16 protein-coding genes are annotated in these 13,537 nt (G+C 30.6%); 13 read left to right on the forward strand and 3 right to left on the reverse strand.

From position 1 onward, the window contains the following. Positions 1 to 18: 18 nt before the first annotated feature. Together ABNT22_RS14555 and ABNT22_RS14560 are read left to right on the forward strand one after the other, a co-directional pair. Positions 19 to 1,308, forward strand: coding sequence for an HlyD family secretion protein (locus ABNT22_RS14555; RefSeq protein WP_348714285.1), 1,290 nt, complete (start codon positions 19 to 21; stop codon positions 1,306 to 1,308). A gap of 368 nt (positions 1,309 to 1,676) precedes the next feature. After that, on the forward strand, positions 1,677 to 1,889 hold the full coding sequence (locus tag ABNT22_RS14560) for a hypothetical protein (protein WP_348714284.1): 213 nt from the start codon (positions 1,677 to 1,679) through the stop codon (positions 1,887 to 1,889). An 84-nt stretch (positions 1,890 to 1,973) separates the two neighbouring features. On the opposite strand, the gene ABNT22_RS14565 is transcribed toward ABNT22_RS14560, so the two are convergent. The 3 genes from ABNT22_RS14565 to ABNT22_RS14575 all read right to left on the reverse strand — a co-directional run bounded on the left by ABNT22_RS14565 (position 1,974) and on the right by ABNT22_RS14575 (position 5,377). Next, entirely contained in the window at positions 1,974 to 2,693 is a 720-nt protein-coding gene (locus ABNT22_RS14565) for a hypothetical protein (protein WP_348714283.1), read from the reverse strand. 108 nt (positions 2,694 to 2,801) lie between these two features. Continuing rightward, positions 2,802 to 3,536 (reverse strand): LytTR family DNA-binding domain-containing protein, encoded by a 735-nt coding sequence (locus tag ABNT22_RS14570; protein ID WP_348714282.1) that lies wholly within the window; start codon positions 3,534 to 3,536, stop codon positions 2,802 to 2,804. A 2-nt stretch (positions 3,537 to 3,538) separates the two neighbouring features. Further along, positions 3,539 to 5,377 (reverse strand): histidine kinase, encoded by a 1,839-nt coding sequence (locus ABNT22_RS14575; RefSeq protein ID WP_348714281.1) that lies wholly within the window; start codon positions 5,375 to 5,377, stop codon positions 3,539 to 3,541. 255 nt (positions 5,378 to 5,632) lie between these two features. Between ABNT22_RS14575 and ABNT22_RS14580 the strand changes: the two genes are divergently transcribed. From ABNT22_RS14580 to ABNT22_RS14630, 11 genes are all read left to right on the forward strand, one after another. Then, a complete protein-coding gene (locus tag ABNT22_RS14580; RefSeq protein ID WP_348727150.1) occupies positions 5,633 to 7,219 on the forward strand; it encodes a vitamin K epoxide reductase family protein in 1,587 nt (528 codons plus the stop codon). Positions 7,220 to 7,360: 141 nt separating this feature from the next. Further along, complete coding sequence (locus ABNT22_RS14585) at positions 7,361 to 7,552, forward strand: hypothetical protein (protein ID WP_348727152.1); 192 nt, start codon at positions 7,361 to 7,363, stop codon at positions 7,550 to 7,552. 51 nt (positions 7,553 to 7,603) lie between these two features. Then, positions 7,604 to 7,762: a hypothetical protein gene (locus ABNT22_RS14590; RefSeq protein WP_348727154.1), complete on the forward strand. Its 159-nt coding sequence runs from the start codon at positions 7,604 to 7,606 to the stop codon at positions 7,760 to 7,762. Positions 7,763 to 7,852: 90 nt separating this feature from the next. Next, positions 7,853 to 10,039 (forward strand): peptidase domain-containing ABC transporter, encoded by a 2,187-nt coding sequence (locus ABNT22_RS14595; RefSeq protein WP_348727156.1) that lies wholly within the window; start codon positions 7,853 to 7,855, stop codon positions 10,037 to 10,039. 70 nt (positions 10,040 to 10,109) lie between these two features. Beyond that, a complete protein-coding gene (locus tag ABNT22_RS14600) occupies positions 10,110 to 10,334 on the forward strand; it encodes a hypothetical protein (protein WP_348717952.1) in 225 nt (74 codons plus the stop codon). Between the two features lie 179 nt (positions 10,335 to 10,513). Further along, the gene (locus ABNT22_RS14605) at positions 10,514 to 10,708 is read left to right on the forward strand and encodes a hypothetical protein (RefSeq protein WP_348717950.1); all 195 of its coding nucleotides are present in this window, start codon (positions 10,514 to 10,516) and stop codon (positions 10,706 to 10,708) included. Between the two features lie 4 nt (positions 10,709 to 10,712). Then, complete coding sequence (locus ABNT22_RS14610; protein ID WP_348717949.1) at positions 10,713 to 10,910, forward strand: hypothetical protein; 198 nt, start codon at positions 10,713 to 10,715, stop codon at positions 10,908 to 10,910. A gap of 7 nt (positions 10,911 to 10,917) precedes the next feature. Further along, positions 10,918 to 11,103, forward strand: coding sequence for a hypothetical protein (locus tag ABNT22_RS14615; RefSeq protein WP_348717948.1), 186 nt, complete (start codon positions 10,918 to 10,920; stop codon positions 11,101 to 11,103). 90 nt (positions 11,104 to 11,193) lie between these two features. Beyond that, the gene (locus ABNT22_RS14620; RefSeq protein ID WP_348717947.1) at positions 11,194 to 11,364 is read left to right on the forward strand and encodes a hypothetical protein; all 171 of its coding nucleotides are present in this window, start codon (positions 11,194 to 11,196) and stop codon (positions 11,362 to 11,364) included. Between the two features lie 71 nt (positions 11,365 to 11,435). Beyond that, positions 11,436 to 12,725 carry an HlyD family secretion protein gene (locus tag ABNT22_RS14625; protein ID WP_348717946.1) on the forward strand — a complete coding sequence of 430 codons (1,290 nt, stop codon included), beginning with the start codon at positions 11,436 to 11,438 and terminating at the stop codon, positions 12,723 to 12,725. 99 nt (positions 12,726 to 12,824) lie between these two features. Beyond that, positions 12,825 to 13,535, forward strand: coding sequence for a TIGR00730 family Rossman fold protein (locus ABNT22_RS14630; protein WP_348717945.1), 711 nt, complete (start codon positions 12,825 to 12,827; stop codon positions 13,533 to 13,535). The last annotated feature ends 2 nt before the right edge of the window (positions 13,536 to 13,537 follow it).

A 13,537-nucleotide genomic window follows, 5' to 3' on the forward strand; every position in this document is an offset into this window, starting at 1 on the left:
TTTTTTAAAACAATACTTATGCCTCAGAATAATTCAGACATAGAAATTCGCAGTGAAGAAGTACAAGAAATTTTATCGCATGTGCCCAATTGGATGATTCGTTGGGGAAATACCTTATTTCTTCTATTGATTCTCTTATTACTATTTATTTCATGGTTTATCAAATACCCCGATGTCATATCTACACAAGTTATGGTAACAACTTCTTTTCCTCCAGAAAAAATATACGCAAATACGCGAGGAAAATTCGAAGTTTTTTTAACAAACGAAAACAACCCAATACAAAGAGGAGATGTACTCGCAGTTATTGAAAATAGTGCATCTTATAAAGATGTTTTACTTTTAAAAAGCATCATCGATACAATTCACACAAATGTCAATAACTTCAAATTTCCAATAGATGAAATCCCTCCAATGATTCTTGGAGATATTACTACTAGCTACTCTCAATTTGAAAACGATTATTCTGAATATATCTTAAACAAAAAGCTAACTCCTTTTAAATCAGAAAACATTGCTAATCAAATGTCTGTGATAGAGTCCAAAAGCAGACTACAAATCCTATTATCTCAAAAAGAAATGAGTAGTAAGGAACTCAGTATAAAAGAAAATGATTTAGAAAGAAGTCTTAAAATGTATGAAAAAGGAGTTATTTCAGCAAAAGAAAAAGGACTTAGAGAAGTATCTTTTCTACAAGCTCAAAGAACACATCAAGGTTTAGAAACTTCTATTTCACAAATACGAGAACTTATTAGTAGTTCTAATAGAAATTTAAAAGGTTCTTCTATCAAAAAAATTCAAAATGACACCCGCCTTCAAAAGAAAGCGATTCAATCATTTTTATATTTAAAAAAAGCTATTAAAGATTGGGAAAGGCAATATGCCTTAACAAGTTCAATAAATGGCAAAGTATCTTTTTTGTCATATTGGAATGAAAATCAAACCGTTCAACAAGGTGATCTAATCTTTACAATTTTACCAGATAAAAACACAACTTTTATAGGTAAAATAAAAGCTCCTGCTACCAATTCAGGAAAAATTAAAAAAGGACAAAAAGTTCAAATAAAGCTACTGAACTATCCTTCTGATGAATTCGGAGAACTCAATGGAGAAGTACAGTCAATTTCACTTTTACCGGATGAAAAAGGCAACTACCTAATAGATGTTAAATTACCTCAGGATTTAAAAACAACTTATGAAAAAGAAATTGTATTTCGACAAGAAATGCAGGGGACTGCAGCTATTATAACTGAAGATTTACGATTGATAGAACGATTTTTCTATCAACTTAAAAATATAATTAAATAAAACATCATTCGCGAAGGATAGACACAAGCCTTGAGTGTCTTTAAAGTGTTCAAGGGTTTAATCAAATTAATCTTATTAATATGAAAAATTCAATTTCAAATTTAGGTTCAATACTAAGTAGTAAAGAACAAAAAAGCATTAACGGAGGGAAACATGAATCTTGTTTTACTCACAAAGATTGCCCTGCTGGTCAAGGTTGTTGTCCAATGCTCGGTTTGTGTTTTAGAGATGACTACCCTAGTTGTCATTTAATCTAAAATATCAACTTACGTAACCAAACTAACAAACTATTATAAATAAGATTTGAACTCTTTTTACATGTATAATTTATAACCCTTAAATTTTAAGGAAACAATCAAATTTTAATTATGAAAAAAAACATTTTAAACTTAGGAACACAGTTAAACAGAATTGAACAACAAACTATTAAAGGTAGTGATTTTGACAATGCTCCACTAGGGGAGTGCTTAGAGCCAGGAACATTTCCTCCAGTAGTTATTGCTAGAGTTCCTTGTAATCAAAAATGTCCAAATGGGTTAACTCCTTTTTGTTTTGCTACAGAAGGAGGAGAGTTATTTTAATATACTTATCTCGTTTAACTAAGAAAATCAAAGGAGAAGCCTAGGCTTCTCCTTATTTACATTATGTTACATATTAAGTCCAAATTAATCCAATTTATCTCTCAATATAAAAATTAAAGAATTCGCATTTTCAGGATCAAAATTTTCAGGCAAATAATGTCCGCTACCATCTGTTTTTAGAATCAGACCATCGCTATAAAAAGTAAACTTATCTAAACTCCACAAACAAGTCAATACATCATGATTATTTAGGTAATAAATTAAATCTTGTAAATCATTTATATACAATTCTTTATTTGGAAAGTAAATTTCTAATTTTCTATTCTCAATTATTTCGATTAAATATTGATAATAAGACATTTGAGAATCTAAGATACCTCCCCAACGAAAAGGGTCTGGTATTGCGGCTGATTTTGGAGGTGTTCCACCACTAGCAGTTGGGCTAGTATGCCAATTATAATTATTAAATTGTTCATGAAAAGCAATTTCAAATGGATTTTCATCTAACAAGTCTGAATCTAATAGTGACGCCAACTCTATTTTTTTTGTTCTCTTATTTGTTATAAACCTATTAAAATAATGTCTAGCATCTTTATTTTCTATTATTGCCTTTCCAATTAAAAAAGAAGCCATATACATGATACGTTCATTTTCATCTTTAACATTATCTTTTACAGGTTCTGTTAAAAATAAATTCCTCTCCTCCCCTTTTTGTAACTTTTGAACAATTTCAACTTCGTCGTTATTTTGTGTGCAAGACGCACAAAAAATAAGAGCCATACTAATTAATCTTAAAAACTTCATAAATTACTTTTAAATATTCATACTAAGTTCAAAAGTACAAAGGAACTTAGGGGCAACTTTATCCAGTTCAAATTCGTTCATGCTGAGTTCAAATACGTTATAAAAGAATTAAAACAAATCTTTTAAAACCATCTCTTTTCTCCTAGTAGCTACTGGGATTTGAGCTCCTGTTTTGGTAATTAAAAAGCCTTCATTTGTGTACTTAGTTATGTAGGCTTTATTTATGATATAAGATTGATGACACTTTATAAACCTTTTTTTATCTAGCAATTCTTCCACTTTCTTCATAGGCTTAGAAATGACAATATTCTCCTCAAAAAGATAAAAAGTTGTATAATTTCCTTCTGATTTACAATACAGTATATCGTCAAATGAAACTAAATGCTGAGTATCTAATGTTTTCAGTACTATTCTACGATGTTCTCCTTCTCTATAATAATGATTTGCAATATTAACAGAGCTTCCTGTAGTGTTTTCTTTTTCAATTGTATTAATTGCCTTGTTTACAGCCTCCTTAAATTCATCATCATCTATGGGCTTTAATAAATAATCTAATGCTCCCAAACGAATTGCTTTTATGGCATGAGAGTCAAAACCAGTTATAAAAATAATCTTGAAATCAATCTCGTTTAACTCTGATAAAATGTCAAAACTAGTACCATCTCCTAAATCAACATCCATAAAAACTAACTGAGGTTGGTACCTTATAATTTTTTCAATCCCTTCTTTAACAGAAATTGCTTCATCTATTATGGTTAACTCATTGCGAAAATCTTGAAAGACTCTCTTTTTTATGTTTTCCCTTACATGTCTTTCATCTTCAACTATCAATGTTTTTAGCATTTCTAATATAATTTATAAGGTATTTTTAATAACACCTTTGTTCCCCTATCTTGTTTGTTTAATTCCTTTTTATTAACAATAATTATTCCTTTTCCTGTCATTTTTTTTAAAAACTCATCAATTAACTTTACTGAAGATTTCTTATTCAAACCATTTTCATCAATTCCAACTCCATCATCGTCAATAATACAACTAAGAAACTTATTTTCTAACTCTAATTGAATTTTTATATTTCCTGTAACCTCCTCTTTTTTAAAGGCATGAAGTATTGCATTTTCAACAAAAGGCTGCAACAGCATGGGCGGTATTAGTACTTCATCTTCTTCATTTATGGTGTTCTCTATACTATAGTTAAACCTTCCTTGAAATCTAAATTGTTGCAGTTCTATATAGTTTTGTAAAGACTCTAACTCATCTTCTATGGGCACATAATTTTTTGTAGAATTTTCAAAAATAGCCCTTAACAACTTAGAAAATTTTTGAATATACTTTAATGACTTTTCTTTATCATCTTCAATATTATTCTTTATCAAACTTAAGCTATTAAATGTAAAGTGAGGATTCATTTGAGAACGTAACAAACGCTGATGTAATAAAAAGTTATCCTGTTCTATTTTAAACTTACGTTGTCTGTAAAAATTCAACACAAGTATTCCTATTACTATGGCTAATAACAATAATACTGCTAAAATGTATTGATTTCTTTCAAAAATAAAACTCTCTATCTCTGCTTCTCTCTTTTCTTTTTCTAAGGTAATCTCTTTTTCAAAAGCCACTTTAGAAGCTTTTAGCTCGCTATCAATCCTTTCTGAATAATTCTTATCCTGATACTTAAATATTGAATCTAACTTAGCCATCACTGAAGTCAAATTTTCTTTTCGGTAATGTGATACTTCCAAACTCTTTTTTAGAGCTGCTCGTTGATCATCATACTCAATATCACTGATTCCTAAATTGTATACAGAATCTAAATATTGTTCAGCGATGTTGTACTTTTTTAAACCGATATATGAATTTGACAGGTTAATATAATTATTAACCAACCTTTGTTTAATTAAATTCTTTTGTTTTAACTGTTTTGTAAAAAATAAAGCTTTATCAAATTCAACAATGGCCTTATTATAAAAACCATTCTTGTTATAGTAATAGCCTTTAGAAGCATAAAGTTGATATTTCCCAAGTGAATCTAGTTTATGTTCAAACTTAAAATTATCTAATATATCACCTGCCTTTTCTTGATTTTTTAAAGTACTATATAAAACAGCATTACTAATTTTTGACATACCATGATTAGCAGTATCTCCTGCTTTTAAAAAGTAATCTGCAGCCAATTTACTTGCTGCTAAAGCTCCTTCATATTCTTCTAAAGCTAACTTTACGTTGTGCTTAAATTGATAAACAAATGCTTTATTTTTATAGTCATCATCCTTTAACAAGGCTAACAACTTCTCATTTATTTTTTCTGCACTCAGATAATCATTCTTTTTACGATAATACACTAGAGACAACGCCCGGAAAAACAACACTTCTCTATCTGATTTTATTCTATCTGTTGTAAATGACGTTACATAGTTTAATATATTGATTGCTTCATCATATTTACCCAAACTATAATTAAACCTTGATTTAGCAAAACTATACTCTGCTTTTAATGAATCCGATAAGTGTTCTTTTGGTATATTTTCTAATTCTTCTAAGTAGTAGTTTAATGAATCTGTTTCTAAATAAACTTTCGTATTGTAGTAATGTGGTAAGTTCGGTTCTTCTAAATTGCTCAGTCTTTTTTGACATCCGAAAAACACAATAAAGCTAAACAATAGTTGTAGTAGTATTCTTTTCATACAAACTTATAAATAAATTTAACAAAGCTAATTATTTTCTATTTATGTTTTCTCTATATAAAGAACGTTCAGCTTCTGATTTTCTTTTATTTACTTAATTTTATAATGAAAACAGAAAAAATATAGAATGAAAAACAAATAATCACTAAATCTTAACAGTTTTGAATTCATTCTGCACAGATATGAATTTGTCTAAAAATGCTGTTCTTCTACTTCTATATTCGTCTTCACAATTAATAACCTACTACTTATTTTATGGAACACTCATTAACAAATCTTGTACAAAGATTATTAAAGAGCAATACAATCTCTTTTGATAAAGACGAATTGATTTTTCAAATACAAAGTCATCCGTCATATCCAAGTTTACATGCTATCACTGGTGTATTAGATCATTTCAATATTGAAAATGTTGCTGCAGATGTTCCTGCTAATAAAGAAACTTTGGTACAATTACCTGACTGTTTCTTAGCTCAAATATCCACAGATAACAGAAAAGATCTTGTTATTGTACAAAGGAAAGGTTTAGACTATTTTATTTACAATTCAGAGAACAAAAAAGAAAAATATACTGAAGAAGAGTTTCTTCAAAAGTTTACAGGAATTATTGTTGCTGTAGAAAAAACAGGTGAGAGTGTTCAACCAGAGAAGAAATCTAATCTTATCAAATTTATAGCTCTTGGTTTGTTAATTAGTTTAACAGGTTTCTCTTTGTATCAAAGTTCAGTTAATTTATTTACACTTGGCTATTTCGTATTATCTGTTGTCGGAATTGTTACAAGTATTGCTATTGTTAAACAAGAATTAGGATTAAAAACATCTATCGGAAATGCCTTTTGTTCAGGAGCAGATGATAAGAAAGATTGTGATGCTGTATTAACCTCTAAAGGAGCAGAAATTATAAAAGGATATAAACTTAGTGATTTAAGTGTGTTATATTTTTCTGGACTTACTCTATTAACGTTAGCACAAATTTCTAATCCTGCCATTGCCTATACCATTAGTTTATTAGCAATTCCAGTTACTTTATATTCTATCTATTATCAATATGCTGTTGTAAAAAAATGGTGTATGTTATGTTTGAGTATTGTAGGGGTTTTATGGTTACAAGCAGCAGTTCCTTTAATTACCAATACGTATATCACTGAATTTGTACCAACCAGCTTTGTTACTTTTGGTATCGTTGCTTCAATAACCTGGTTAGCTTGGTATTATATAAAACCATTAGTAGCAGAAGTAACTGAATTAAGAAAAGAAAAAATAGAACATGTTAAGTTTAAAAGAAACTTTACGTTGTTTGATAATTTATTACAAAAATCACCGCAATTACATACCCAAATAACAAACAGTCAAGAGATTGTTTTTGGAAATCCTAACTCAACTTTAGAGTTAACCATTGTAACCAATCCATTTTGTGGACATTGTAAGCCTGTGCATGAGCATATTGATGAGATTTTACATCGCTATGCAAATAATGTAAAGATCAAAATCAGGTTCAATATCAACATTCAAGACAAAGAAGGTGATGCTGTAAAAATTACTAGTCGTCTTATAGAAATATACCATACCCAAGGAAGTGAGGCTTGTTTAAAAGCTATGGATGCTATTTACGGAGGAGAAAAGCCAGAGAAGTGGTTGCAAACTTATGATAATTGCAATCAAAAAGAATTGTATATCGAAGAATTAGAAAGAGAAAACACTTGGTGTCAAGATAACTCGATTAATTTCACTCCAGAAATATTAGTAAACGGAAGATCATTCCCTAAAGAATACAATAGAACAGACCTAATCTTCTTTATAGAAGAACTAGAAGAAAAACATCAGGAATTAGTTACTGTTTGATCGGTCAATTGCTATTCTTAAAAGAAAACGTTTTTGGGAAAATTGCTCCTTTAAAATAAAATATTCTCTCGCGAAGAATAGACACAAATGGTGAGTGTCTTTAAATGTTCACCTAACAAATAACTTTAACTATTTTCTATTATGAAAAATTCAATTTTAAACTTAGGAACAGCATTAAAAAGAGCTGAACAAAAACAAATTAACGGTGGACGAAAATATTGCGAATCACATGAAGATTGTGGAACAGGATGCTGTAATACCTCGCGTTTCTGCCAAGTTTTTGGAGCTCCAAACACAGGAGGGCTTTTATGTGATGGGAGTTTATCTCTATAAAAAATCTCATTCATAAAAACTGCAAGACTAGTATTAATATAATTAAAAAACATGAAAAATTCAATTTTAAACTTAGGAACAGCTTTAAAAAGAACTGAGCAAAAACAAATTAATGGAGGTAGAAAACAATGTGATGCCAACGATGATGGAAACTGTGAAGATTTCGGAAGACATTGTGCTGAATTTTATTGTCGTTTTATTCTTCAATAAAACAACCTAAAAACAGTGTTATGCAGAATACTGTTTCTAATTTAAAAAGGAGAATTAAATGGTTCTCCTTTTATCTAAAACTATATATAGTTGAAAAAATTTCCATCATATCAACAAACTGAAGCAAAAGATTGTGGTCCAACATGTATCAAGATCATTGCAAAACATTATGGTAAAACAATTAACACACAACAACTACGTAAATTAAGTGAGACCACTAGAGAAGGTAGTAGTTTATTAGGATTAAGTGAGGCTGTTGAATCAATCGGATTCAAATCCTTAGGGATAAAACTAGCGTTTAATAAGCTTAAAGAAGCTCCTTTTCCTTGTATTATCCATTGGAATAAAAATCACTATGTAGTTTTATATAAAATAAAAAAGGATACAGTATACATTTCTGATCCTGCTCATGGGCTCATCACCTTTACCAAAGAAGAATTCATTCAACATTGGATAGGTAACAATGCCGATGAAAACACAGAAGAAGGTATTGCGTTACTTGTTGAACCTACTCCTAAGTTTTACAGCGAGGAGTTTGAAGAAGATGAAAAGTTTGGCTTTGGATTTATTTTCAGATATCTCTTTAAATACAAAAAGTTTGTTGTTCAGTTAATCATTGGGCTATTAGCAGGAAGTTTATTACAATTAATTCTTCCTTTTTTAACCCAAAGTGTGGTAGATGTTGGTATTAAGAATCAAGACATCAACTTTGTGTACTTAATCTTATTTGCACAGTTGTTCTTGTTTATTGGAAAAGCTTCTTTAGAGATTATTAGAAGTTGGATTCTATTACATCTTAGTACAAGAATCAATATTTCTTTGATTTCCGATTTTTTCATCAAGTTAATGAAATTACCTATTTCTTATTTTGATGTGAGAATGACAGGAGATTTATTACAAAGAATCAATGATCATAAACGTATTGAGAGAATCTTAACGACATCCTCTTTAACAGTATTGTTCTCCTTTTTCAATTTAATCATATTCAGTTTTGTACTGGCATACTATAGCTTACAAATATTTGGTGTTTTTGTACTGGGAAGTGTCTTGTATTTCGGTTGGGTACTTTTCTTCTTTAAGAAACGAAAAGAGCTTGATTACAAACGATTCTCTCAAGTAAGTCAAGAACAAAGTAAAGTGATTGAGCTGATCAATGGAATGCAGGAAATAAAACTCCATAATGCCGAAAGACGTATGCGATGGAATTGGGAATATGTACAAGCCAGGTTGTTTAAAGTAGCGACCAAAAGTTTAGCCTTAGAACAAACACAAAGTGTAGGATCTAACTTTATCAACGAACTTAAAAACATGTTCATTACCATACTCTCTGCCAAACTAGTAATTGATGGAAACATCACACTAGGTATGATGATGGCTATTAGTTATATCGTAGGACAATTAAATGGTCCTATTACACAGCTAATCAATTTTATGAGAGATGTACAAGATGCACAAATATCGGTAGACAGGTTAGGAGAAATACACAACATGGAAGATGAGGAAAAACCAGAAGATGAAAAAGTAACACAAATTCCTCCAAATGCAGCCATCAAACTCAACAATATCTCTTTTAGATATACTGGAGGATTAGAACCTGTGTTAAAAGATTTATCTCTTGAAATACCGGCTAATAAGACTACCGCTATTGTAGGAGTTAGTGGTAGTGGAAAGTCTACACTTATGAAACTATTGTTAGGCTTTTACCAAGTAGACAAAGGAGATATTATGATTAACAATTTCAATTTAAAGAATATCTCACAAAAGGAATGGAGAAGAAACTGTGGAGTGGTGATGCAAGAAGGATACATCTTTAATGATTCTATTGCTAAGAACATTGCTGTAGGAGAAGATTATGTAGATAAAGAGAAGCTAGCACATGCTATCGATGTAGCAAACATATCTGATTATATAGAGAGCTTGCCTTTAGGATACAATACCAAGATAGGAAGTGAAGGTAATGGACTAAGTACAGGACAAAAGCAACGTTTACTAATTGCTAGGTCTGTATATAAAAATCCGAAGTTCTTATTCTTTGATGAAGCTACCAGTGCTTTAGATGCCAATAATGAAAAGGTAATTATGGGAAAACTGAATACCTTTTTTGCAGATAAAACTGCAGTGGTGATTGCCCATAGGTTGAGTACGGTAAAAAATGCACATCAAATTGTGGTATTGGACAAAGGAAAGATCATTGAAAAAGGAACTCATCAAGAGTTAATCAAATTAAAAGGAAGTTATTATCACCTAGTAAAAAACCAATTAGACCTAGGTAAATAAAACAGACATACACCTTGAATGTCTTTAAATAGCTCAAGGAACAATTAATCAAACTTAAAATTTTTTAATTATGAAAAAATCAATTTTAAATTTAGGAAAAGCTATCACGAAAGCTGATCAAAAAACTATTAACGGAGGTAGAATGTTAGCTCATGGTGGTTACCAATGTTGTAATGCTTGGGGATGTGGTGCATGTGTTACTGGTTCAAATGAAGACTGTAGCGTATACGGAGAAGATGTATATGGGCAACATTGTACCGTAGGAGGAGCTTCTTTAACGGCAGCTATACAATAAAATGCTTCCAAAAGCCCACGTAATCGTGGGCTTTTTTAAATTAAACTTACTTAAAAATTGTAACAATATCATTGTTATAATGATTACACAAAACATATAAAACTTTCGCGAAGAATAGACACAAACCTTGGGTGTCTTTAAATAGTTCAAGGATTTTATCAAATTTTAAATTATATAAAATGAAAAAATCAATTTTAAACTTAGGAAAAACATTAGACAAAACTGAACAGCAAAACATTAACGGAGGTATGAGACGTTGTTCTTCATTATTCTTTTGCGCATTTGATTGTGGTGAAGGAGATGCATGTGCCGTTCCAAACGGATTAGGTGGAGCGAATAGAGGTACAATTGTTAACGGACAATGTTGTTTATAATATTATGAAAAAGTCAATTTTAAACTTAGGACAAGCTTTAAACAAAGCTGAGCAAAAACAAGTTAACGGAGGAAATAGTTGCCCAGGCCCAATTTGTTATGGAATTAGTGCAATGGGATGTGGTACTTGTGAGCAATATCATACACTTCCTGACAACTGTAAAATGAGAGTTTTAGTAAGCGTTAACTGTTTCGGAATTTAATTATAGAATGAAAAAGTCAATATTAACTTTAGGAAAAGCCTTAAATAAGGAGGCACAGCAAAAAGTGAACGGAGGTATGTTTACCAACAACTGTTTTAACATTACAGATAGCTCTAGCTGCACTGCTAAAAGAGGTTGTCAATGGTTTGGATGTTATTGTGGACCAAATACTCCACATTTTGCTCCTTGCTAGTATATAATCAAATCTTTCGCGAATAACGACACATTCCTTGAGTGTCTTTAAATGGTTCAGGGGTAAGATTCAATTATAAAAATCATAGAAATGAAGAAATCTATATTAAATTTAGGAAAAAGTTTAAATAAAAATGAGCAAAAGCAAATTGCTGGTGGTAAAAGACGTTGCGAAACTGTAAGCGACTGTCCACCTAATAATTGCTGCATGCATAATGCCTGTTTACCGGAAACACATTTTCTTTGTTTTTGGATTGGGTAAATTATTTGCTTTATTTGACAAATCAAATTACGATGCTCGTATCATATACGAGCATCTTTTAACAAAAAAATATGCCAGAAAATAATTCAGACATAGAAATTCGAAGTGAAGAAGTACAAGAAATTTTAAGCCATGTTCCTAATTGGATGATTCGATGGGGAAATACTTTGTTTCTTTTATTAATTATAATGCTATTATTTATCTCATGGTTCATTAGATATCCTGATGTAATTTCTACCCAAGTCATGGTAACCACCTCATTTCCTCCAGAGAAAATCTACGCGAACTCAAAAGGTAGATTTGAAGTTTTTTTAACCAGTGATGATCGTAAAGTACACTCGGGTGAAGTATTAGCCGTTATAGAAAATAGTGCCTCTTATAAAGATGTTTTATTATTAAAAAGTATTGTTGATAATATTAAAACCGACACTGACGATTTCAAATTTCCCTTAGATGATATTCCTCCTATGATTTTAGGAGACATCACTACCAGCTATGCACAATTCGAAAATGATTATTCTGAATACACTTTAAATAAAAAGCTCACTCCTTATAAATCTGAAAGCCTTGCCAATCACATGTCTGTCTTAGAAGCTAAAGGCAGATTGCAAATTTTACTATCTCAAAGAGAGTTGAGTAAAAAAGAACTTGAAATCAAACAAAATGACTTAGAACGAAGTCGCAAAATGTTCGAAAAGGGAGTAATTTCTGCTAAAGAAAAAGGGCAAAGAGAAGTAGAACATTTACAAGCAGAAAGAGGTCATAAATCACTAGAAACCTCAATTTCTCAAATTCGTGAACTAATCAGTAATTCCAATAGAAATTTAAAAGGCACATCGATTAAAAAGACACAAAACGATATTCGCTTACAAAAGAGGGCCATTCAGTCTCTCTTCCATTTGAGAAAAGCTATTAAAGATTGGGAAAGACAATATGCCTTAACCAGTTCTATTGATGGAAAGGTTTCCTTTTTATCATATTGGAATGAAAATCAAAACGTACAACAAGGGGATTTAATCTTTACCATTATTCCAACTAAAAGTACTTCTTATATCGGAAAAATAACTGCTCCTGCGGCCAATTCAGGAAAAATTAAAAAAGGACAAAAAGTACAAATAAAACTATTGAATTATCCTTCTGATGAATTTGGAGAACTCAATGGAAAAGTGAAGTTTATTTCGTTGCTCCCAAATGAAAAAGGAAACTATTTAATAGATGTTGATTTACCACAAGATTTAAAAACTACCTACGGAAAAGAAATTGCTTTCAGACAAGAAATGCAAGGAACAGCTGACATTGTTACTGAGGATTTAAGATTGATAGAACGTTTTTTCTATCAGCTTAAAAATATTATCAAATAATATTGAATCTCATATCATAAAAAACACTAAATTAGCAGGCTTGCTAAAAATGTAAGTTTAGCAAACCAAATTGTTAATTAATTTAAAAGATATATGAGTATGAGTCCGAATGATGACAGAAAAATAAAAGAAAAATTACAATCAAAAACTTGGAACGAAATAAAAACTAACGATAGCTGGGCTATTTTTAAAATCATGTCTGAATTTGTTGAAGGATATGAGAAATTAAGTAAAATTGGACCATGTGTATCAATCTTTGGTTCTGCTAGGACAAAAACAGACCACCCTTATTATAAATTAGCAGAAGAAGTTGCTTTTCAATTAACTCAAAACGGATTTGGAGTAATTACTGGTGGAGGTCCTGGTATCATGGAAGCCGGTAATAAAGGTGCTCATAGAGGAAAAGGTACTTCTGTAGGTTTAAACATTGAATTACCATTTGAACAACATGACAATCCATGGATTGACCATGATAAAAACTTAGAATTTGATTATTTCTTTGTTCGTAAAGTAATGTTTGTAAAATACTCTCAAGGTTTTGTAGTAATGCCAGGTGGTTTTGGAACTTTAGATGAACTTTTTGAGGCAATTACTTTAATTCAAACTAATAAAATTGGACGATTCCCTATTGTTTTAGTTGGAAAGAAATTTTGGAGTGGCCTATTAGATTGGATTAAAAACACCCTTTTAGAAGAAGGAAATATCAGTGAAAAAGATTTAAATTTGTTTAGAGTGGTGGATACGGCAGAAGAAGCGGTAGAGCATTTTAATAAATTCTATGCTAAATATCAATTGAAACCAAACTTCTAAAT

It is taken from the genome of Tenacibaculum sp. 190130A14a, assembly GCF_964048965.1.
GTDB lineage: Bacteria > Bacteroidota > Bacteroidia > Flavobacteriales > Flavobacteriaceae > Polaribacter > Polaribacter polynesiense.

Coding starts and splice junctions, on each gene's coding strand:
- ABNT22_RS14555 (WP_348714285.1), top strand. CDS start 19: ATGCCTCAGAATAATTCAGACATAGAAATTCGCAGTGAAGAAGTACAA.
- ABNT22_RS14560 (WP_348714284.1), top strand. CDS start 1,677: ATGAAAAAAAACATTTTAAACTTAGGAACACAGTTAAACAGAATTGAA.
- ABNT22_RS14565 (WP_348714283.1), bottom strand. CDS start 2,693: ATGAAGTTTTTAAGATTAATTAGTATGGCTCTTATTTTTTGTGCGTCT.
- ABNT22_RS14570 (WP_348714282.1), bottom strand. CDS start 3,536: ATGCTAAAAACATTGATAGTTGAAGATGAAAGACATGTAAGGGAAAAC.
- ABNT22_RS14575 (WP_348714281.1), bottom strand. CDS start 5,377: ATGAAAAGAATACTACTACAACTATTGTTTAGCTTTATTGTGTTTTTC.
- ABNT22_RS14580 (WP_348727150.1), top strand. CDS start 5,633: ATGGAACACTCATTAACAAATCTTGTACAAAGATTATTAAAGAGCAAT.
- ABNT22_RS14585 (WP_348727152.1), top strand. CDS start 7,361: ATGAAAAATTCAATTTTAAACTTAGGAACAGCATTAAAAAGAGCTGAA.
- ABNT22_RS14590 (WP_348727154.1), top strand. CDS start 7,604: ATGAAAAATTCAATTTTAAACTTAGGAACAGCTTTAAAAAGAACTGAG.
- ABNT22_RS14600 (WP_348717952.1), top strand. CDS start 10,110: ATGAAAAAATCAATTTTAAATTTAGGAAAAGCTATCACGAAAGCTGAT.
- ABNT22_RS14605 (WP_348717950.1), top strand. CDS start 10,514: ATGAAAAAATCAATTTTAAACTTAGGAAAAACATTAGACAAAACTGAA.
- ABNT22_RS14610 (WP_348717949.1), top strand. CDS start 10,713: ATGAAAAAGTCAATTTTAAACTTAGGACAAGCTTTAAACAAAGCTGAG.
- ABNT22_RS14615 (WP_348717948.1), top strand. CDS start 10,918: ATGAAAAAGTCAATATTAACTTTAGGAAAAGCCTTAAATAAGGAGGCA.
- ABNT22_RS14620 (WP_348717947.1), top strand. CDS start 11,194: ATGAAGAAATCTATATTAAATTTAGGAAAAAGTTTAAATAAAAATGAG.
- ABNT22_RS14625 (WP_348717946.1), top strand. CDS start 11,436: ATGCCAGAAAATAATTCAGACATAGAAATTCGAAGTGAAGAAGTACAA.
- ABNT22_RS14630 (WP_348717945.1), top strand. CDS start 12,825: ATGAGTCCGAATGATGACAGAAAAATAAAAGAAAAATTACAATCAAAA.